The organism is Streptomyces orinoci (genome assembly GCF_003121295.1).
Classification (GTDB): domain Bacteria; phylum Actinomycetota; class Actinomycetes; order Streptomycetales; family Streptomycetaceae; genus Streptomyces; species Streptomyces orinoci.
In genome coordinates, this window is record NZ_PHNC01000031.1 from 139,488 (window position 1) to 158,015 (window position 18,528).

The 18,528-nt window shown below is 73.5% G+C and carries 18 protein-coding genes and 2 pseudogenes; 9 read left to right on the forward strand and 11 right to left on the reverse strand.

What is annotated here, in order from left to right:
* Window positions 1-2: 2 nt before the first annotated feature.
* Together CV755_RS22640 and CV755_RS22645 are read right to left on the reverse strand one after the other, a co-directional pair.
* On the reverse strand, window positions 3-1,112 hold the full coding sequence (locus CV755_RS22640) for a sensor histidine kinase (RefSeq protein ID WP_109282134.1): 1,110 nt from the start codon (window positions 1,110-1,112) through the stop codon (window positions 3-5).
* On the reverse strand, window positions 1,105-1,848 hold the full coding sequence (locus CV755_RS22645) for a response regulator transcription factor (RefSeq protein WP_109282135.1): 744 nt from the start codon (window positions 1,846-1,848) through the stop codon (window positions 1,105-1,107). The genes CV755_RS22640 and CV755_RS22645 overlap by 8 nt, the downstream gene beginning before the upstream one ends.
* A gap of 116 nt (window positions 1,849-1,964) precedes the next feature.
* Here CV755_RS22645 and CV755_RS22650 point away from each other — a divergent pair, with 116 nt between their 5' ends.
* The 3 genes from CV755_RS22650 to CV755_RS22660 are packed head-to-tail and all read left to right on the forward strand — an operon-like array spanning window position 1,965 to window position 4,037.
* Window positions 1,965-2,672, forward strand: a complete 708-nt coding sequence (locus CV755_RS22650) for a glycosyltransferase family 2 protein (RefSeq protein WP_109282136.1) — start codon at window positions 1,965-1,967, stop codon at window positions 2,670-2,672.
* Window positions 2,669-3,376, forward strand: a complete 708-nt coding sequence (locus CV755_RS22655; RefSeq protein ID WP_241561358.1) for a TIGR04282 family arsenosugar biosynthesis glycosyltransferase — start codon at window positions 2,669-2,671, stop codon at window positions 3,374-3,376. Before CV755_RS22650 ends, CV755_RS22655 begins: the two co-directional genes overlap by 4 nt.
* 1 nt (window position 3,377) lies before the next feature.
* Window positions 3,378-4,037 (forward strand): class I SAM-dependent methyltransferase, encoded by a 660-nt coding sequence (locus CV755_RS22660; RefSeq protein ID WP_109283455.1) that lies wholly within the window; start codon window positions 3,378-3,380, stop codon window positions 4,035-4,037.
* Window positions 4,038-4,102: 65 nt separating this feature from the next.
* On the opposite strand, the gene CV755_RS22665 is transcribed toward CV755_RS22660, so the two are convergent.
* Together CV755_RS22665 and CV755_RS22670 are read right to left on the reverse strand one after the other, a co-directional pair.
* Window positions 4,103-4,513: a hypothetical protein gene (locus CV755_RS22665; protein ID WP_109282138.1), complete on the reverse strand. Its 411-nt coding sequence runs from the start codon at window positions 4,511-4,513 to the stop codon at window positions 4,103-4,105.
* Window positions 4,513-5,661, reverse strand: a complete 1,149-nt coding sequence (locus tag CV755_RS22670; RefSeq protein WP_422070584.1) for a molybdopterin-dependent oxidoreductase — start codon at window positions 5,659-5,661, stop codon at window positions 4,513-4,515. The genes CV755_RS22665 and CV755_RS22670 overlap by 1 nt, the downstream gene beginning before the upstream one ends.
* A gap of 113 nt (window positions 5,662-5,774) precedes the next feature.
* On the opposite strand from CV755_RS22670, the gene CV755_RS22675 reads away from it, so the two are divergent.
* Complete coding sequence (locus CV755_RS22675; RefSeq protein WP_338323679.1) at window positions 5,775-7,217, forward strand: glycosyltransferase family 87 protein; 1,443 nt, start codon at window positions 5,775-5,777, stop codon at window positions 7,215-7,217.
* Here the strand turns inward: CV755_RS22675 and CV755_RS22680 are convergent.
* From CV755_RS22680 to CV755_RS37225, 3 genes and pseudogenes are all read right to left on the reverse strand, one after another.
* Complete coding sequence (locus tag CV755_RS22680) at window positions 7,100-8,188, reverse strand: NAD-dependent epimerase/dehydratase family protein (protein WP_109282140.1); 1,089 nt, start codon at window positions 8,186-8,188, stop codon at window positions 7,100-7,102. The genes CV755_RS22675 and CV755_RS22680 overlap by 118 nt on opposite strands.
* A 325-nt stretch (window positions 8,189-8,513) precedes the next feature.
* The gene (locus tag CV755_RS22685; protein ID WP_109282141.1) at window positions 8,514-9,155 is read right to left on the reverse strand and encodes a carbonic anhydrase; all 642 of its coding nucleotides are present in this window, start codon (window positions 9,153-9,155) and stop codon (window positions 8,514-8,516) included.
* 280 nt (window positions 9,156-9,435) lie between these two features.
* Window positions 9,436-9,870: pseudogene (locus CV755_RS37225) on the reverse strand (hypothetical protein); the annotation flags it as partial.
* On the opposite strand from CV755_RS37225, the gene CV755_RS22695 reads away from it, so the two are divergent.
* Both CV755_RS22695 and CV755_RS36300 read left to right on the forward strand, forming a co-directional pair.
* On the forward strand, window positions 9,791-10,426 hold the full coding sequence (locus CV755_RS22695; RefSeq protein ID WP_109282142.1) for a carbonic anhydrase: 636 nt from the start codon (window positions 9,791-9,793) through the stop codon (window positions 10,424-10,426). The pseudogene CV755_RS37225 and the gene CV755_RS22695 sit on opposite strands and share 80 nt — an antisense overlap.
* A gap of 206 nt (window positions 10,427-10,632) precedes the next feature.
* Window positions 10,633-10,677: pseudogene (locus CV755_RS36300) on the forward strand (hypothetical protein); the annotation flags it as partial.
* Window positions 10,678-11,140: 463 nt separating this feature from the next.
* Here CV755_RS36300 and CV755_RS22705 read toward each other — a convergent pair.
* The gene (locus CV755_RS22705) at window positions 11,141-11,683 is read right to left on the reverse strand and encodes a class I SAM-dependent methyltransferase (RefSeq protein ID WP_161968731.1); all 543 of its coding nucleotides are present in this window, start codon (window positions 11,681-11,683) and stop codon (window positions 11,141-11,143) included.
* A 139-nt stretch (window positions 11,684-11,822) separates the two neighbouring features.
* Here CV755_RS22705 and CV755_RS22710 point away from each other — a divergent pair, with 139 nt between their 5' ends.
* The 3 genes from CV755_RS22710 to CV755_RS22720 all read left to right on the forward strand — a co-directional run bounded on the left by CV755_RS22710 (window position 11,823) and on the right by CV755_RS22720 (window position 14,058).
* Complete coding sequence (locus CV755_RS22710) at window positions 11,823-12,185, forward strand: PadR family transcriptional regulator (RefSeq protein ID WP_109282144.1); 363 nt, start codon at window positions 11,823-11,825, stop codon at window positions 12,183-12,185.
* Window positions 12,182-13,102: a hypothetical protein gene (locus tag CV755_RS22715; RefSeq protein ID WP_109282145.1), complete on the forward strand. Its 921-nt coding sequence runs from the start codon at window positions 12,182-12,184 to the stop codon at window positions 13,100-13,102. Before CV755_RS22710 ends, CV755_RS22715 begins: the two co-directional genes overlap by 4 nt.
* 104 nt (window positions 13,103-13,206) lie before the next feature.
* On the forward strand, window positions 13,207-14,058 hold the full coding sequence (locus tag CV755_RS22720; RefSeq protein ID WP_109282146.1) for a hypothetical protein: 852 nt from the start codon (window positions 13,207-13,209) through the stop codon (window positions 14,056-14,058).
* Between the two features lie 79 nt (window positions 14,059-14,137).
* Here CV755_RS22720 and CV755_RS22725 read toward each other — a convergent pair whose 3' ends face one another.
* The 3 genes from CV755_RS22725 to CV755_RS22735 all read right to left on the reverse strand — a co-directional run bounded on the left by CV755_RS22725 (window position 14,138) and on the right by CV755_RS22735 (window position 18,505).
* The gene (locus tag CV755_RS22725; protein WP_109283457.1) at window positions 14,138-14,758 is read right to left on the reverse strand and encodes a LuxR C-terminal-related transcriptional regulator; all 621 of its coding nucleotides are present in this window, start codon (window positions 14,756-14,758) and stop codon (window positions 14,138-14,140) included.
* A gap of 396 nt (window positions 14,759-15,154) precedes the next feature.
* On the reverse strand, window positions 15,155-17,089 hold the full coding sequence (locus CV755_RS22730; protein WP_109283458.1) for a protein kinase domain-containing protein: 1,935 nt from the start codon (window positions 17,087-17,089) through the stop codon (window positions 15,155-15,157).
* Between the two features lie 210 nt (window positions 17,090-17,299).
* On the reverse strand, window positions 17,300-18,505 hold the full coding sequence (locus tag CV755_RS22735; RefSeq protein ID WP_109282147.1) for a PucR family transcriptional regulator: 1,206 nt from the start codon (window positions 18,503-18,505) through the stop codon (window positions 17,300-17,302).
* Window positions 18,506-18,528 lie beyond the last annotated feature (23 nt).

An 18,528-nucleotide genomic window follows, 5' to 3' on the forward strand; every position in this document is an offset into this window, starting at 1 on the left:
CGTCACGGTGCCGTCGGCAGGGAGACCTCGAAGCGGCAGCCGCCGGGGACGTTGCAGACGGTGACGCGGCCGGCGTGGGCCTCGACGATGCCGCGCACGATGGCCAGGCCGAGGCCTGCGCCGGCCGGGGGCGTACGGGCCTCGGAGCCCCGCCAGCCGGTGTCGAAGACCCGGGGCAGGTCGTCCTCGGGGATGCCGCCGCAGGCGTCGGTGACGGAGAGGACGACGGTGCCCGGCTCCTGCCGGGCGGCGATGGCGACCGTGCCGTCGGCGGGGGTGCGGCGGATGGCGTTGACGAGGAGGTTGCCCAGCACCCGGGTCATCTCCTTGCCATCGACCTCCACGGGCGCCGCGTCCACGCGATCCCCGACCAGGCGGACGCCGTGTTCCCGGGCGAGTGGCTCCGCCCCGGTGAGGGCGTCGTCCACCAGGTCGTAGACCGACATGCGGCTCGGGCTGAGCGGCAGAACGCCCGCGTGGATGCGGGAGAGTTCGAAGAGGTCGCCGACCATCGCGTCGAGCCGGTCGCTCTCGGCCCGGATCTGCCGGAGGTACCGCTGCGGCTCCTCGGCCACGCCGTCCTCCAGGGCCTCGGCCATGGCGCGCAGCCCGGCCAGCGGGGTGCGCAGGTCGTGCGAGATCCAGGCGACCAGTTCGCGCCGCGAGGCGTCAAGGGCGCGTTCCCGTGCCCGGGACTCCTCGAGCTTGGCACTGGTCGCCGCCAACTCGCGGCCGAGGGCAGTGAGTTCGGCTGTGGCGTCGCCGTCGGGGGCGGCGAAGCTGCCGCTGTGGCCGAAGTCGCGGGCGGCCACGGTCAGGGCTTTGCTGCGGGCGACGACCCAGCGGCCGAGCAGCAGCGCGGCGGCCAGCGACACCACGGCGGCCATGGCGCACACCATGGTGACCACGGTCAGGTCGTGGGGGGAGAGGAACATCGCCCGGGCCACGCTGAGCGTGCCGGCGAACATCGCCGTCACCGACACCGCGGCCACCACCGTGAGGGACACGGCGACGGAGCGGTGCCGCAGCCGCCACAGTGCGAGGGCGCCGAGCGCACCGGCGGCGGCCGCACCGGCGAGCGCATACAGCGCGATCAGCAGGACGTCACGCATCGTCCCCGGCCTCCGGGGTCCGGGTGACGTCCGTACCGGCTGCGTCGAAGCGGTAGCCGACCCCCCAGACCGTGTGGATCAGCCGGGGCCGGGCGGGGTCGTCCTCGATCTTGGCGCGCAGCCGCCGTACGTGCACGGTGACGGTGGACAGGTCGCCGAACTCCCATCCCCAGACCTCCCGCATCAGCTGCTCGCGGCCGAACGCACGGCCGGGATGGCGCATCAGATGGGCGAGGAGATCGAATTCCCGGACGGTGAGGGCGAGTTCGGTACCGTCCCTGCCGGCGAGGCGGGCCACCGGGTCCAGGACGAGTCCGGCGGCACGCAGCGGCGGTGCCGGTGCCGGAGCGGCGGACAGGGCGCGGGCCCGGCGCAGCACGGCCTCGGCGCGCAGAACCAGTTCGCGGGGGCTGAAGGGCTTGGTGACGTAGTCGTCCGCGCCGACCTCCAGGCCGAGGATGCGGTCCTCCTCGTCGCCGCGGGCGGTCAGCATGATGACGGGCACGGGCCCGGCGGCGCGCAGGGTGCGGCAGACCTCGAGGCCGTCCATGCCGGGCAGCATCAGGTCGAGCAGGACGAGGTCGGGGCGGACGTCGGCGGCGAGGCGGAGCGCGGTCGGGCCGTCGGCGGCCCGCTCGACCGCGAAGCCGGCCCGGCCGAGGTAGCCGGCGACGACTTCGGAGACGGTCGGGTCGTCGTCGACGACCAGCACGCGCGCGGGGACTTCGGTGGGCATGCCGTCAAGCCTCGCACTGCCCGGAGCCCGCCGGCGCGGCGCGCTGCCGCCCCGGGGGGCAACGTCCTTGTTTTGTAAGGACCTTGTGTCCGAGATGTCCGAATTCTCTTCGTAGGGTGAGTGGTGTGACTCACTCCACCACCCCCTCCGCGGATGTCGTACTGCCGTGTCTCGACGAGGCGGCCGCTCTGCCCTGGGTGCTCCAACGGGTGCCCGCGGGCTGGCGGGCCGTCGTCGTCGACAACGGCTCCACCGATGGCTCGGCGGACCTGGCCCGCTCGCTGGGCGCCACCGTCGTCCATGAGCCGCGCCGCGGCTTCGGCGCCGCCTGCCACGCCGGACTGCTCGCCGCCACCGCCGACTTCGTGTGCTTCTGCGACTGCGATGCCTCACTCGACCCCGGTCTGCTGCCCGCTCTCCTCGCAGTGGTCCGGGACGGCACCGCCGATCTGGTGCTGGGCCGGCGCCGTCCGCAAGGGGCGGGTGCCTGGCCGCCCCACGCCCGCGCCGGCAACCTGGCCCTGGCCCGTATGGTCCGGCGGCGCACCGGCCTGCCGCTGCACGACCTGGGGCCGATGCGCGTGGCACGCCGGACGATGCTGCTGGGCCTCGGTCTGACCGACCGCCGCAGCGGCTACCCCCTGGAGATGGTGGTGCGTGCCGCCGATGCCGGGTGGCGGGTGGCCGAGACGGACGTCCCCTACCTGCCCCGGACCGGCGCCTCGAAGGTGACCGGTACCTGGCGCGGGACATGGCGTGCGGTGCGGGACATGCGGGCCGTGCTCCGGGCGCCCGCCGTGGTCCGGGAGGGGGCAGCACGGTGACGGTGCCCCCTCCCGGCCGGCCGGGCCCGGCACCGGCCGGCCCCACCACGCTGCTCGTCGTCGCCAAGGAGCCCGTGCCCGGCCGGGTCAAGACCCGGCTCACCCCGCCGTACACGCCCGCCGAGGCGGCAACCCTGGCCGAGGCGGCGCTGGCCGACACCCTGTGGGCGGTACGGGCCATGCCTGCCCGGCGCCGCGTCCTCGTCCTCGACGGCCGGCCCGGCCCCTGGCTGCCGCCCGGCTTCGAGGTCGTCCCGCAGTGCGCGGGCGGCCTCGACGAACGGCTGGCCGCCGCGTTCGCCGACTGCACGGGCCCGGCCCTGCTCGTCGGAATGGACACCCCGCATCTCACGCCGCGTCTGCTGGCCCCCGCCCTCGGGGCGGGCGGCTGGGCGGAGTGCGACGCCTGGTTCGGCCCTGCCCGTGACGGCGGGTTCTGGGCCCTGGGCCTGGCAGAACCACGGCCCGCCCTGCTGCGCGGCGTCCCCATGTCCACCGCCCGGACCGGTGCCGTGCAGCGGCACCGGCTGGTGGCCGCAGGGCTCAGGGTCCGGGACCTGCCCGAGCTGCTCGACGTCGATACCGCCGCCGACGCGGCCGAGGTGGCGACAACGACGCCTGGCGGCCGCTTCGCGCAGGTCCACAGCCGCATCGCAAGGCGGCGGACCACCGGTCAGAAGGGGGGTGTCCGTGCCGACCGGTGAGCTGACGACCCGCACCCCGATCCCGGCCCCCTGGCACGGCGATCCCTATGCCGATGCGGTGCGGACCGGGCGCGGCCCCCTCTTCCTGCGCCGGACCGACGGCTGGCTGCTGCCCCTGGAGGTCGAGCGGTGGTGCGCCGAAGCCGTCCCCGCCGATATGACGGTGCTCGAGCGGTGCCAAGGCCCCGTCGTCGACATCGGCTGCGGCCCCGGCAGGCTCGTCGTCGCGCTGGCGGAGCGTGGCCATCCCGTGCTCGGGGTGGACATCAGCCGGGCGGCCGTCACCCGCACCCGGCGGGCAGGCGGCGCCGCACTGTGCCGGTCCGTCTTCGAGGCCCTGCCCAGCGAGGGGCGTTGGGGCACGGCACTCCTCCTCGACGGCAACATCGGCATCGGCGGCGACCCCCGGGCGCTGCTCGCCCGCGTCGCCCGCATCGTGGCGCCCGGGGGGCTCCTCCTGGCGGAGGCCGCCGAGGCGGAGGTCGATGAACGCCTGCTGGTGTGCATCGACGACGGCCGGGGCCGGTCCGGTCCGGTGTTCCCCTGGGCCCGCGTCGGGGCATCCGCCCTGACGCGCCACGCGAGCGCGGCCGGGTGGCGCACGGCCGAGCAGTGGACCGCCTCCGGGCGGGTCTTCGTCGCCCTGCGCCACCGCACCTGAGCCGTGGGGGCTTTCCGGCCACCGGAACGCCCCCACGTGTGTGTGCCGCGCGGCTCAACGCACCGTCATTTCCTGCCCGTTCGGTCCCGGCGTCGGGCCCGGGCACCTGCGAGGGCGGCCACGAGTGTCGTCGCGGCGACGAGCCCGAGCGCGAGCAGCCAGTTCCGCGCATAGGACAACGGCAGCACCGACGGATTCGGCAGCGGGCCGGGCCGGAAGAGGACCGGGCAGGCCACCGCCGTCAGGCTCGCGGCGACGAGCAGGCCGCCGCGAACCGCGCGCCGGGCGGGGAGCCGGGCGACGACAAGGCCCACCAGCAGCGTCAACGGGGCCATGACCGCGTCGTGCACGATCAGCGGGCCCACCACCCAGCGCGCGACCTGCCCCGGATCCTCGGCTCCCCGGCCCAGAACCCACACGCCCACGGCGATGAACGCGACCCCGCAGACCCCGAGGACGACACGGGCCACGCGCATCACAGCGCCTCCATCCGGGCAACCCACTTGGTCTGCAGGACGCCGGGCCGGTTCGGGGCGATGATCCGCGCCGGAAAGCCGTGGTCGGGCGAGAGCACCTCGCCGTTGAGGCGCAGGGCCAGGAGCGTGAGGGGATCGCGGGCGTAGGTATGGGGCATGATCATGACCCGGTAGGCACCGTGCTGCTGCAGGGAGGTCACCCGGACCAGAGCACCCTCCGGAGCACCGGCCCGGTCCAGCAGGTCGCGCACGCAAACCCCGGTCCAGCGGGCCGACTTGCTCCACCCCTCCACACAGGCGATGGGCAGCGTCACCTCCCGCTGCGGCATGGCACGCAGCTCGTCCAGGGTGAGCTCATACGGCTGAGGGCCGCCGACGTACAGCCGCCAGCCCCGCAGCGCCTGCGCGGTGATCCCGGCACGGGCCGCGGTGCGGTTGACCGGCAGGCCCTGCTCGCCATGACCGGGGTGGCGGGGAGCGAGCAGATCGAGGCCCGCAAGCGGGGTGAACGACTGGCCGGCCGTGGTCAGCGTCACCGCCCCGACGGCGGCGCCCGTGGCAACCAGCAGCGCCCGGCGATCGACGGCGTCCTCGGCCGGCAGGGCGGCCGTCCCGGCCGACCGCCGCCGCCAATACGCCGTGATCTGCGGGTACTTGACGGCCACATGCAGCAGCAGGGAGCCGAACAGCAGCCAGCCGACGGCAAAATGCACGGGGACGAACGAGAACGGCCATGGGTACCACTGCGCGGTGTTGAACAGCCCCGAGAACAGTTCGAAGAGCGCCGAGGCCACCAGCACCGCGACCGACAGCCGCTCCAGGGCATGCGGCACCGAACGCACCGGCGGCCGGACGAAGAGCCGCGGATAGACCGTCCACAACTTCACCAGCAGCAGGGGAATCGCCGCAATGCCACTCGCCACGTGCAGCCCCTGGGTGACCCGGTACCCCCACGCCGGGCGGCTGGGCAAGGCGTTCGCGAACACCGCCGGCGGGTGCTGCAGCACATGACTGACCAGCCCGGTCACAAAGCAGACGGTCAGCGCCGTCCCGAGCAGGCGGCCCACGGCGGTGGCCGTACGCGCATCGTGCAACCGGCCCGTGAACGAGGGGGACTTGAGCACGGGGAAGCGTGGGGAATACCTCATGCCCTCCATCACACCCCGGGCGGCGGGCCGAGACCGGCCCGAAGACCTTACGGAACGCGGACATCACCGCCGGGCGGCCCCGCATCCCCCCGCCCCGGTGCCAGGCTGAGCATGTGATCACCCTGCCCCGCCGCCCCATTGCCGCCACAGCCGTCACCGTCGCATCCCTCACCGCACTCACCACGGTTCTCGCGACGGCCGTCCATGGCGACACCTATGTGACCGACCCCGCCGCCCTCACCGGCTGGTACGCGGCGGCCTGGGCGCTGTTCGGCGTGGCCGCATGGACACTGCGACGGGTACCGGCCCGCCATGTCGCCCCCCTGGTGCTGGCCGGGTCCATGGCGGTGGCGGTGAGCGGGCTGGCCGCCGAACCTCGCACCAGCTCCGACATGTACCGCTACGCATGGGACGGCCGGGTGCAGGCCGCGGGCATCTCCCCGTACGACCACGCACCCGGCGACCCGGCCCTGGCCCGGCTGCGCGACGACTGGCTGTTCCCCCGGGGCGCGGAGTGCGCACGCCCCGAGCGGTTCACGGTCGCCCCGGCGGCAGCCCAGCAGTCGGGTGCGGCAGCCTGCACACGCATCAACCGCCCTGCCGTACACACGATCTACCCACCCATTGCCGAGGGGTACTTCCTGCTCGTCCACTACCTCTCACCACCCGGGGCACGCCACAAACCGTTCCAAGTGGGCGGAGCCATCCTGTCCGTTGCCGTCTCCGCCCTCCTGCTCGCCGCCCTGCGCCGCCGCGGCCGCGCCCACTGGGCCGCCTACTGGGCCTGGTCGCCCGCGATCGCCTTCGAGGCGGTCAACAACGCCCATATCGACGCGCTCACCGCGCTCTTCACCGTCGCGGGCCTGACGGCGGCCTGTGCACGCCCGACCCGCGGCGGCAGCCTGATCGGCGCGGGCATCGCCACCAAGCTCCTGCCCGCCGTCGTCCTCCCCGGCGCCCTCGGCGGCTCACGAGGCACGCTCCGGCGGGCCCTCACCCTCCTGCTGCCGGCGGCAGCGGTCACCGCCCTCGCCTACCTGCCCTATCTCCTGGTCTCGCACGGCTCGGTCCTCGGCTACCTCGGCGGCTACGCCCAGGAAGAGGGATACGACGACCCGACCGTCAAGAACCGCTACGCCCTTCTCCGGCTCGTCCTCCCGCCCTCCTGGGCCCAGCCCGCGGTCCTGGCCGTCATGGCCTCGGCGGTGGCGTACGTGCTGTGGCGCGGCGACCCGGAACGGCCGTGGCGGGGCGGCCTCCTGGTGACGGGCGCCGCTTTCCTCCTCACCACCCCCGGCTACTCCTGGTATGCGCTCCTCCTCGTCGCCCTGGTGGCGCTCGACGGGCGCTGGGAATGGCTCACCGTCGCGATGGCGGGGGCGGCCAAGTACATCGGGGGCCGGGCCGTCGCCGACCCCAACCTCCTGGGAACGGCGGCCTACTGTGTGGCCGGCGCCGCAGTGCTCACGGGATGGCTCAGGCGCCGCTGGGGAGCACACGCGAACTCCGTCATGCCCTCCTCGAAGCCCACCCGCGGCTGCCAGCCGAGCGCCTGACGCAGCCGACGCGACGTCGCCGTGATGTGCCGGACATCGCCCAACCGGTACTCGCCGGTGACCACGGGTTCGGGACCCCCGCATGCCGCACTGAGCACCCGGGCCATCTCCCCGATCGTGCGTGGCGCGTCGCTGCCGCAGTTGAACGCCTCGAAGCCGCCCGCCGCGTGCGAGCCGAGCGCTTCCAGGGCCAGGACGTTGGCCATGGCCACATCGCGGACATGGACGAAGTCCCTGCGCTGCCGCCCGTCTTCGAAGACCCGCGGCGCCTCGCCGCGCGCCAGGGCGGAGCGGAAGAACGACGCGACGCCGGCGTACGGGGTGTCGCGCGGCATGCCGGGCCCGTAGACGTTGTGGTACCGCAGCGACACCGCACGGCCGCCCGTCGCCCGGGCCCAGGACCGCGCCAGGTGTTCCTGGGCCAGCTTGGTCACCGCATACACGTTGCGCGGGTCCATGGCGGCGTCCTCGCTCACCAGGCCGGGCACGAGCTCTCCGCCGCAGTGCGGGCACCGGGGCTCGAAGCGGCGGGCCGCCAGATCCCCGGCCCGCCGGGGACCTGGGCGCACGGGACCGTGCTCCGGGCAGTCGTAACGGCCCTCGCCGTAGACCACCATGGACCCCGCCAGCACAAGACGGTCCACCCCCGCCTCCGCCATCGCGGCCAACAGCACTGCGGTGCCATGGTCGTTGCAGCTCACATAGGCAGGCGTGTCCGCGAAGTCCTTGCCGAGTCCGACCATCGCGGCCTGGTGGCAGACCGCATCGACGCCGCCCAACGCCCGGGCGACTTCGGCGGGGTTCCGTACATCCGCCTCGAGGCAGGCAACGCCCTCCGGCAGAGTCGGCCGCACCGGATGGACGGCCGGCAGCAGGGCGTCGAGGACGACGGGGTCGTGTCCCCGCTCGAGCAGGGCGGCAACAATGTGCGAGCCGATGAAGCCCGCCCCTCCTGTGACAAGTACGCGCATATTTCGACGCTAAGGCCGGTCCCGGCCGCGCCGTGGCGGTGCGCGCAGCACGTCATCACCTCGTAAGACCTGGGCGTGGAGATGGCGCGGCGACGACAGGATCGGGGAAGAGTGGACTCTTCCCCTGCCGACATGGCGCTGGGCGGACCACATCCGTAGCGGTCGGGCAGCCGACGGCCCGCAGACGCGCCGTCACCGACAGCCCGTACGGTCGGTTCCGGTCGGCGTGATCCGTGCCGCGCCGGGGCGCGGCGTTCCGCGGGCCCCGACTGCGTCATCCGTCCTCCTCGGCCCGACCGTTGCCCATGCCAGGGCGTCCACAGGGTCAGGATGCGGAGGTGGCGGGGGTGTCGATGCCGCGGGCGGAGACGGGGTGGGCGCTGCCGTCGGCGAGGCGGTAAGTCAGGCCCACCACGGCGGCCTTGCCGTCGGCGACGCGTTCGGCGAGCACCCGGGAGCGGTCCAGCAGCAGATCGACGGTGTGCCGAGTGTGCTCGGCGATGATGTCCTCATCGGCGGTGAGGCCGGCGGCGCGGGCGGCGAGCACGCTGGGGGTGACGCGTTCGATGACGTCGCGCACAAATCCGCCGGCGCTGACGCCTTCCTCCAGGGCGGCGCGGGTGGCGCCGACCGCGCCGCACGCATCGTGCCCGAGGACCACGACCAGGGGGCAGTCCAGCACACTCACCCCGTACTCGATGCTCCCCAGCACCTCCGGGCCCATCACATGACCGGCGGTGCGGACCACGAACAGGTCTCCCAGCCCGCGGTCGAAGATGATCTCGGCGGCCAGCCGGGAGTCGGAGCAGCCGAACAGCACGGCGAACGGCTTCTGGACCGGTGCGGTCTCGGCGCGGCGTGCGGCGTCCTGGTTGGGGTGCTGCGGCGCCCCGGAGAGGAAGCGCTGGTTACCGTCCAGCAGTATCCGCAGAGCTTCGTCCGGGGTCGGCGTTGAGACGTTGGTCATGACCGCACCGTACGTCCCGGCCCGGCCCACTGCACAGTGGGGTCGGACTGCCGGCCATCAGGGCTCGCGGCCACGCTGCCGTCGCGGTCCGGCACCCGGCCGGAGCCAGGCTCAGGGCCGCTGGAGGGCGGGGATGGCCTTGCGGAGCTGTTCGATGCGGAGCGTGCCCTTGCGCCGCAGCAGCGGAACGTCGCCGGTGATGTCCACGATCGAGGACGACACCGCACCGGGCGTCGGGGGAACCGACAAGCACGGGCGAGGGCATGGGGCGGCCCCGGCCCTCGGGACGCCGCACCCCGGCGACCGCCTCGCGATCGAAGGCATCGGCGCCGACGCCGTACACGGTGCCGGTCGGCAGCACCACCAGCTCGCTCCCGCGCGCAGTCCGCCGGCGTACTCCGATGCGTCGGGCAGCCCGGCCGCCACCGTCCGTCCCCCGGTTGCCGCGGCGCTGCCCCCTCGGCCGGCACGGTGTAGCTCTTTCCCACACCCGGGACGGCGCCCGGATACACCTGCGGCCGTACGCGACCCACCCTGCGGCCACTGCCGGTGCCGTGCCGGCGATCGTGGCGCCGGTGCCCGGGCCCGCACGGACCCGGGTGGCGAAAGCCGCATTTCCGCCATAGTTTGCGGTTATGGCGGACGCCGCGATGCCGACTCCCGGGCAAGCCTTCGAGATGCTGCTGGCCGGCAACCACCGGTTCGCCTCGGGCACCCCGCACCACCCGAATCAGGACGCCGCCCGCCGGGCCGAGACGGCGCCTGGTCAGCGTCCCTTCGCGGTGCTGTTCGGCTGCTCCGATTCCCGGCTGGCCGCCGAGATCATCTTCGACCGGGGGCTGGGAGACCTGTTCGTGGTGCGCACGCTGGGCCACGTGGTGGGGGCGGAGGACCTGGGCAGCATCGAGTTCGGGGTGAGGGTGCTGGGCTGTCCGCTGGTGGTGGTCCTCGGCCATGACGAATGTGGCGCCGTAGCCGCTGCCCGGGCCACGGTGGAGGAAGGTACCGCCGGGGAGGGGTACGTACGGGACGTGATCGACCGGGTGACCCCCAGTGTGCTGGCCGCACGCGCCGCCGGCCTGCACAAGGACCGCGACCTCGTCGCCATGCACGTCCGGCGCACCGTGGACCTGCTGCTTGAGCGGTCCCAGATCCTGGCCGAACAGGTCGCCGCCGGACGAGCGGCGGTGGTGGGCATGTTCTACCTTCTGGCCGGCGGCACCACCCATCTGATCGCGGCCCGCGGCCTGTCGGCGGACGCGGCTGCCTGACTGGTTCCGGCCGCCTGACCGGCCGACCGGACAAGGCGGTCAGTCGTGGCCCCGGCGGCGTGCGGCCGCTCCGCTCGCCAAGTACGCACGCGCGCCGGGATGATGACGTTGATGTGCGGGGGTGCCGCGAGTCCTCGCTCAGGGGTCCAACGCGGGCGTAGTCAAGGGAAGGCACTTCGCCTGCGGTCGGGTCGATCCAGCTGGGCGTGGACGAGCCGTTCCGCGGGCGCGGCGTTGGGCGGGCCCTGGTGATGGCGCTTGCCGACATGGCGCGGCAGCGGAGTTGCTACGGCATGTGGACATCACGGACGAGGACAACGCAGCGGCACGAGCGACTCACCGCCGTGCCGGCGGCATCCCGGAACCGGAAGAGGAGCAAGTGGTGCTCGTCTGGGCCTTCGACCAGGAGTAGTTCCACACGGTGAAGTGGTCCGGCGGCGGGCCCGGATGGCGCTGCCGACCGCTCAGCGGAGGAACGTGGCGAAGGGCGCGAGGGGAGCCCGACTTGGGCTACCTCACCACTGCACTCGACGTGCCGTTCAACGCGCCCGGATGGCGAGGAACGGCGGCAGCCCGGCCCGTTGTGGTTGTGCGGCCGCGAGTCCGGCATTCGGGATCGGCTCGGTGATGGCTTCCAGGACGAAACCGTGGCGGAGCAAGGACGTCAAGTACGTGGACAGCGTTCGGTGTTGGTTGCCGGCCCGGCGGGCGCCCTCAGGGTTGTCCGAGCGCCAGAACCCTTCGGCGAGGTAGTCGCCGACGACCCGACGGGCGGCGCCATCGGCGGTCCGCGTCCAAGTGGCGTGCGGCGCTTCGAAGCAGGGGTGCGGGATGGTGAGGACGAGCGAGCCCCCCCACCGTCAGCACGCGCCGTACGGCCAGGAGCGCGGCCTCGAGGTCGGGAACGTTGTTCAGGGACAGCCCGGCAGTCACCCAATCCACCGAGTCGGCGGCGACCGTGCTCAGTACGCATCCGTCGTCAACCGAGTAGATCACTGTGCCGGGCCGCGCTGCCCCTGCGGCCCTCGCGTGTTCGATCATGCGCGGTGAGGGGTCGATGCCCACAACCGAGGCCCCGCGCTTGGCCACTGCGCGGGCAATGATGCCTTCACCGCAGCCGAGGTCGAGAACACGATGGCCGCCGAGCTCCTCGGGGAGGTGCTCAAGCAGAACCTCACGGTTGAAGTCGTGCATCGCGGAGCCGGCCCGCAGCAGTGCCGCGTACCAGTCGGCGATGGTGTCCCAGGAGTCACTCATGCTGCACCGTAAGTCGCACCAAGCGTCACGCCCAGCCGGAACCGGCTCCGTCTGCCGCCCGGAACTGCGGCGCTCCATGGCCGACCAGCCCGTGGAAAACCATTGCTGCATATATCGACGACCGGTATATATTGATCACATGACTCAACGCCCCATGCAGGAGCCGACATTGCTGCTCCTGACCGCCCTGAGCGACCAGCCACGGCATGGGTACGCGATCACTCAGGAAGTCCTCGCCATCTCCGGCGGCCGGGTGCGGCTTCGGGCCGGCACCCTGTACGCCGCCCTTGACCGGCTGGTCGGCGAGGGGCTGATCGAGGTCTACCGCGAGGAGATCGTCGATGGCCGGACGCGGCGTATCTACACCCTCACCGGCGATGGGCGGGTACGCCTGGCCAACGAGGCCGAGCGGCTGTACGCCACGGCCCGCGAGGCCCGGCGCCGGCTGGGCATCGCCGCCCGGCCCGGCTTCGGACCGGCGCCGAAGGGGGCGACCGCGTGAATCCGCGCCCCAGGGCCCTGGCGCTCTACCCCCGCGCCTACCGCACCGCGCATGGCGCGGAGATAGCCGACCACTTCGCCGAGTCCACCGCGAGCGCGCCGCGGTCCGAACGCTGGCGCGAGGAAGCCGACTTGGCGAGCCATGCCCTGCGCCTGCGGCTCCGGCTGGCCTCGGACCACTCCGGCGGCCGGATGCTGGCCGCGGCCGCTCCATACGCCGTGCTCGGGGCAGCGATACCCGCCGTACTCGGCCTGGCCCAGTATGTGTTGCTGCTGACGCGGCCGTCCCTGCCGCCACACCTGCCCCATGGCATCCCGCTGGCGCTGCGGATGGCCGGGGACCTGGTCCTGGCGGTGGCCGGCCTCGCCGCAGTGGGCGGACGCTGGCGCGCCGCGCGTTGGCTGATGCTCCTCGGCGTCCTGGGCCTGCAGGCCCTGTGGGCCGTACACGGCATCTACCGGCTCGAGGACCACAGCCGTCCGGTGGCGCTCGCCATCGCCCTGGCCCTGGCGCTCGGCTGCCCGCCCGACACCCCGCCGGTCGGACGCGGCCAACGCGGGCGAATGGCCGCCTTCACCGCCCTCGTCCTGCTTCCCCCGCTGGCGCTGCTGCTGTCGGGAGACCTGGGTTCGCCCTATGCCTTCGCCGGCTATGTGCTGCCGCTGCTGGTGCTCTCCGTGCTGCTGGCCGTCGAAGGTGCCCGCTCGGCCACGCCGATGGCCCACGCCACCGGTCTGGCCTTGTCGGCACTGCCCTGGCTGGCCTTCCACGTGGAGGTCGTGCGCCGGAACGGTGCGGGCGCGCTGGTCATCCTGGGCGGCTGCCTCAGCATGCTCGCGGTGGGCTCCCTGGTCGCCTGGGGGCTGCGCCAAGGCCCGGTCAACGGCGAGCAGGACGGCGGCAGTCGGAGCGCATGACGCGCCGCGTCGCACCGCGCATGACGCACCGTTTCCGTCCCTCCCCTGCCCATGCTGAAACTTGCCGGTACATACCGGCACACACCGAAAGCCGACGCCCGCTTATGACCTCGTCACCCGCCCCCTTACCCTCCGAGTCGCCGGCGCCCGCCCGGCACCGGCTGCGGATCCGCATCATCAACTCCGGTTTCCCGGCGGACCCTTGGGAGGACATCCAGATCAGGCCGCTGATCGATGGCGTGGACCTGCTCGAGGACGCCTTTGAGTTCGCGGAGCACCAACCGGTGTGCGGTGATCCCCGGCTTTGGCTGGTCCCCGAAGGCCCGTTGACGGCGCGCGAACAGCCGCACCGGGTACAGCTCGCCGATCAGGACTGCGGCTGCCACGGCGCCGTAATGCTGACCATACGGCGCGACGGCGACACGGTGCTCTGGACCTGGCAGGTCGAGACCGAAGATGCCCGCCCCATTCCCGAGTCCCGGTTCGACGCCGAGCAGTACGACGCCGAACTGGAGCGCGCGGCATGCGACTTCGGCTGGGAGTGGCCGGCCCAGACAGTCGCCCGGCTGCTGGGGGACACCCTGCGCTCCCACACCTCATGGCTCGAACGCTGGTCGTGCGGGATCGACGACATATGGACGAACTGCCACGACCATGTCTGCATCCGCTTCTCCTCCACCGAGGTGGACGCGGACGGCAGGCTCGTCTGCGTCGAGACCTTCAGCGGCACACTGCCGGTCATAAACGCCGATCCCGTGCGGCAAGCGCAGTCCCTTGCCGCACGGTTCCTCGCGGGCGACCCACGGAAAGCCGAGGGAATGCACGCCGACGACCAGGCCGAGAAGCTCGCCCATGGCTGCGAGAACGATGGATACTCGCCCCACTCCAACGGCCCGGTGCCGTCCGAATACCGAATGCCGGCGGACACCGTTGGGACCGCGCCCGGAGAGGCGTGACCGTCCGGCCCCCCGCCAGGCCCCCGGTCCGGCAGTGGGGCCGTCCCCACGGCACCGTCTCCGATGGGGGTGCTGGAGATCATTCCGCTCCGACGCGGGCCAGCCCCGTCCGGTAGGCGATGACGACGAGTTGCGCCCGGTCGCGGGCGCCCAGTTTGACCATTGCGCGGTTGACATGGGTCTTGGCGGTCAGCGGTGTGACATGCAGCCGCGCGGCGATCTCGTCATTGGACAGACCGGTGGCGACCAGGGTGACCACCTCCCGTTCCCGCGGTGTGAGGGCGGCCAGGAGCGGCACCTTCTCGGGGTCGGGGACGGCGGGCTGGGACAGGAAACGGGCGATCAGGGCCTTGGTCGCGGCCGGCGACAACAGCGCGTCGCCCGCGGCCACCAGCCGTATGGCGTCCAGCAGTTCACCGGGGTTGATGCCCTTGCCCAGGAAACCGCTCGCGCCGGCGCGGATGGCCTCGGCGACATATTCGTCGTCCTCATACGGCACGCCCAGCAGTTCACAGATCACCAGGGAGGGGATCGGCAGCGCAAAGTCCTGGACCAGGTCGGCCGGGCCTCCGGCGGCGGCCATGGCGTCCAGCCGCTCGGCGACGATCCGCTCCACGGCGGGGGCCAGCTCCCGCATCCGGCGCACGGTGAACCGGCCGGTGAGCAGCCGGCGGAACCGGGTGTGCTCCGGCGCGTCCATCAAAATGAACCACCCGGGTGCGGGCGGCGGCACCGCGCCCTCCTCCAGCGGGATGCTCGCCCGCAGCATGCGCCGCCGGGAGCTGAACCGTGGATCGGAGAGCACCGTCCGGATGTCCGCGTACCGGGTGACCAGCCAGCCGGCCGCCCCGTCCGGGAAGGTCACCCGGGCGACCGGGGCCTCCTCCCGGAACGCCCGGTACTCCGGCGGCGGGTCGAACGGGCAGGTCCGTGTCACGGGCTGGGTGGCGGTGGCCGGGCATGCGTCGCTCACAGGCGGTCCCTTCCAGACGGTGCGAAGTCCTGCCGCCCACCGTGCCGTTGTCGCCCATGACCTGTCGTCGCCCGCCCGCAGACACTTGACCTACCGCGACCGCGGTACGAGAGGCGAGCGCGGCTACCGCGAACGCGGACGGCGGGCAGGGGCGCCGGCCGCCGCCCGCCGCCGCACCTGAAGCGCCGTCAGGCGCCGTACCACGGCGAGGGCGAAGCCGCAGGCCGCGATCATCAGCAGATTGTCGATGACCCCGGGGACCAGCAGCAGCCTCGACTCGGCGGGGTCGTCGGTGTCGTACCAGGCGTCCTGGCCCGGGACGGAGAGGCTGAGCAGCCCGTAGATCAGCTCCACCACCCAGAACACCCACCAGGCGTTCAGCACCGCCCGGGAGGCGCGCCGCGGGCTGTGGCCGTCGGGGTCGCTGGCGGCCCAGATGTCATCGGTGACCAGCTTGGGTATCCAGAGACTGGCGACGGGCGTGAACCAGCCGCCGAGCGCCCAGCCCCGGCGGTAGCGCTGCCGGGCGGGCTCGAAGACTTCGGCGTTGATACGGACCCGCCAGAACCAGAGCAGCCACATCACGATCACCGGCACCATGAGCAGCCCTTCGAGCAGCTCCAGCGCGGTGAACCGGGACTGGGCCCGGTCGGCCTGGGCACCGGGATAGTCCGCCCCGGTGGAGATGACATGGGTCAGCGTACGGACCAGGCGGACCTGGAGGGCGAGGTACCCGAGCATCACCAGGGCCAGCGCGGCCAGCAGCGCCTGGAGGGCGATCGCCATGCCACGCGGGGACTCGGTCAAGTCGGCCTCCTCCCGCGGCACCACGGACCCGGACGGCGGCGGTCCGAAGCCGGGCAGGGGGGCGGCTCCGGGTACGGCCATGGCCATCGCTCCGGGGTCGGCCCCCGGCCCGGGCATGGCAACTGCTCCGGGCCCGGACCCGGGCCGGGGCATGGCAGCCGCTCCGGGCACGGCCCCCGGCACGCCCCCAGGCCCGGCAACGGGCACGGCCCCCACCACACCCCCCCGCCCAGCAACCCGCCCAGCCGCGGCCGCCTCCGCGACGGGGACCCCGGCAGCGGGGACCCCAGCTGCGGGCACCGTCCCGCCGGAACGCACCCCGCCAGCGGGCCCCGGCCCCGCGGCCGGGGACTCCACATCCAGCAGCTGAGCCGCCTGTCTGCCCAGCCCCGCGAGCACCTCGCCGGGCAGCCAGGGCCCGGCGGCCGCCGCGTCATGGCGGGTGTACTCCACCAGTTCGGCGACGTCCGGCCGTCCGTCGGGGTCCTTGGCCAGACAGCGGGCCATCAGCTCGCGCAGGGGCCCGTCCGCCACCCCCGTCAGGTCCGGCTCCTCCTCCGCGACCCGGAACATCAGCGCGTGCAGCCCGCTGTCCGGCGTACCGAAAGGCGTCCGCCCGGTGGCCGCGAACGCCAGCACCGCCCCGTAGCAGAAGACATCGGAGGCACTGGTGACGCGCCGGCCCCGCACCTGCTCGGGGGACATAAAGCCCGGCGAGCCGAGCACCGCTCCGGTGCGGGTGGCGGGCCCGTCCGGCAGCGGGTGCAGGGCGCGGGCGATGCCGAAGTCGATGACCCGGGGCCCGTCCACGGTGACCAGCACATTGGAGGGCTTGAGATCGCGGTGCACCAGGCCCGCGCCATGGATGTCCCGCAGGGCCAGGGCCAGCCCGTGCGCCAGGGCCCACACGGAGTGCCCGGGCAGCGGACCGTAGTCCTCGGTGATCACCGTGTGCAGAGACGGCCCGGCAACATAGCCGGTGGCCACCCAGGGGATGGCGGCTTCGGTGTCCGCGTCCAGCACCGGCGCCGTCCAGGCCGCGCCGACCTTGCGCGCCGCCTCCACCTCCAGCCGGAACCGGCGGCGGAACTCGGGCTCATGCGCGACCTCCGGCCGGATCACCTTCACGGCCACCGTGCGCCCGCCCTCGGACCGGGCGAGGTAGACCTGGCCCATGCCGCCCTCGCCCAGCTTGCGCAGCACCCGGTACCGGCCGACCCACTGCGGTACCGGCGGCTGCACCGGTGACATTCCGCCCATCGCGCCCGATTCCCTCTCGTGATCGAAGTCGCGATCGAAGTCGCGTCTGCAAGGAGAGCATAAAGAGCAGGCGTTACGGTCCGGACGGCGCCAAGTCCCCGGCCACCGGCCCGTCTCACCGGAACCGGACGGCGCCGAGCCCCCGGCCACCGGGCCCTCTCGCCGGAACCGGACAGCACAACCGCAGCACCCCAGCACCGTTCACCCGGCCCCACCGCGCTCACCGAGCACCCGCAACGCCCGTAGCCCCACCGCGAGATCGGCCACCGCGCCCGGGTCACGCAGTGAACGGCCGGTCAGTTCCTCCACCTTGCGCAGGCGGTAACGGACCGTATTGCGGTGGCAGTAGAGGGAGCCCGCCGCCAGGGCCGTGGAGCCCGCGGCGGCGAACCAGTGCTCCAGGGTGTCCAGCAGCCGGGCCCGTTCCCCGGATGGCAGGTCCAGGAGCCGGGCGAAGACCGAGCGGGCCACCCGCCCGGACTCCTCCGGGGCGGCCGCCACCAGCAGGTCAACCGGGCTGTCGGCGAAGCGGGCCACGCCCGCCGCCCGGCCGCGCAGCCCGGCCAGGGCCAGCCGGGCCAGGCGCAGCGCCCGGGGTGTGTCCTGGAGCGGACGGTACGGCGGGCTGACGCCGACCCGGCCGGCCGCGGCCCGGGAGAGCACCCGCAGGATCGTCTCCTCACCGCCCCCGTCGGGGACCGCCACCAGCCCGACCTGGAGGTCGGGCAGCAGCCGCCAGGCCGAGCGGGCGCGGTCGGCCAGCAGCCGGGCCTCGATGCCGGGCAGCGCCTCCCGGCCCGGCGCGGGCACCTCGGCGGCCACCACCACAAACGGCCCCCCGGCCGGCAGCCCCAGCGCCCCGGCCGCCTCCCAGAGCGTGGTGCGGTCGGTGAGCAGCCCCGAGAACAGCGCCTCCACCAGCACCGACCGTTCCCGCTCGCGTTGCAGCAGCAGTTCCGAGGCGGCCTCCCGGTAGGCCTCGCCGGCCGCCGCGGCCAGCCCTTCCTGCACCCACCAGGCGGCCAGGGCGGCGATGGTCTCGGCGGTGACGTCCTCGGCATCGCGGAAGGCGTCGGCCAGTTCGGCCCACAGCAGCCCGGAACCGATCCGGTAGGCGTGCAGCAGCTCGCCCAGCGGCGTCCCCTGACGGGCCCGCTGCCGGCCGGTGTCCCGCGCCACCGCCTGCTCGGCGGCGTCCTGCCCGCCCGCCAGCTGCCCCAGGACCAGGGCCGCGTTACGGCGGCAGGAGGCCCGCAACTCCTCGGCGGACACATGGACTTGACTGCCGTAGTAGGGCACCTCGGCGGCGATACGGGCGGCCATCCGGTCGCCGAGTTCGGCGGCCCGTTCCAGCAACAGGGCCGCCACGGGCGCTATTCGGGCAGGCGGGGACGGAGTGCGGCACATGACCGGCAGGCTACAAAGCCGTG

What these genes read in the sequence shown, in the direction of transcription:
- CV755_RS22640 (WP_109282134.1), bottom strand. Translation starts at nt 1,112, where the DNA reads ATGCGTGACGTCCTGCTGATCGCGCTGTATGCGCTCGCCGGTGCGGCC.
- CV755_RS22645 (WP_109282135.1), bottom strand. Translation starts at nt 1,848, where the DNA reads ATGCCCACCGAAGTCCCCGCGCGCGTGCTGGTCGTCGACGACGACCCG.
- CV755_RS22665 (WP_109282138.1), bottom strand. Translation starts at nt 4,513, where the DNA reads ATGCGCGTGGCCCGTGTCGTCCTCGGGGTCTGCGGGGTCGCGTTCATC.
- CV755_RS22670 (WP_422070584.1), bottom strand. Translation starts at nt 5,661, where the DNA reads ATGAGGTATTCCCCACGCTTCCCCGTGCTCAAGTCCCCCTCGTTCACG.
- CV755_RS22680 (WP_109282140.1), bottom strand. Translation starts at nt 8,188, where the DNA reads ATGCGCGTACTTGTCACAGGAGGGGCGGGCTTCATCGGCTCGCACATT.
- CV755_RS22685 (WP_109282141.1), bottom strand. Translation starts at nt 9,155, where the DNA reads ATGACCAACGTCTCAACGCCGACCCCGGACGAAGCTCTGCGGATACTG.
- CV755_RS22695 (WP_109282142.1), top strand. Translation starts at nt 9,791, where the DNA reads ATGGCGGACGCCGCGATGCCGACTCCCGGGCAAGCCTTCGAGATGCTG.
- CV755_RS22705 (WP_161968731.1), bottom strand. Translation starts at nt 11,683, where the DNA reads ATGAGTGACTCCTGGGACACCATCGCCGACTGGTACGCGGCACTGCTG.
- CV755_RS22710 (WP_109282144.1), top strand. Translation starts at nt 11,823, where the DNA reads ATGACTCAACGCCCCATGCAGGAGCCGACATTGCTGCTCCTGACCGCC.
- CV755_RS22720 (WP_109282146.1), top strand. Translation starts at nt 13,207, where the DNA reads ATGACCTCGTCACCCGCCCCCTTACCCTCCGAGTCGCCGGCGCCCGCC.
- CV755_RS22725 (WP_109283457.1), bottom strand. Translation starts at nt 14,758, where the DNA reads ATGGACGCGCCGGAGCACACCCGGTTCCGCCGGCTGCTCACCGGCCGG.
- CV755_RS22730 (WP_109283458.1), bottom strand. Translation starts at nt 17,089, where the DNA reads ATGTCACCGGTGCAGCCGCCGGTACCGCAGTGGGTCGGCCGGTACCGG.
- CV755_RS22735 (WP_109282147.1), bottom strand. Translation starts at nt 18,505, where the DNA reads ATGTGCCGCACTCCGTCCCCGCCTGCCCGAATAGCGCCCGTGGCGGCC.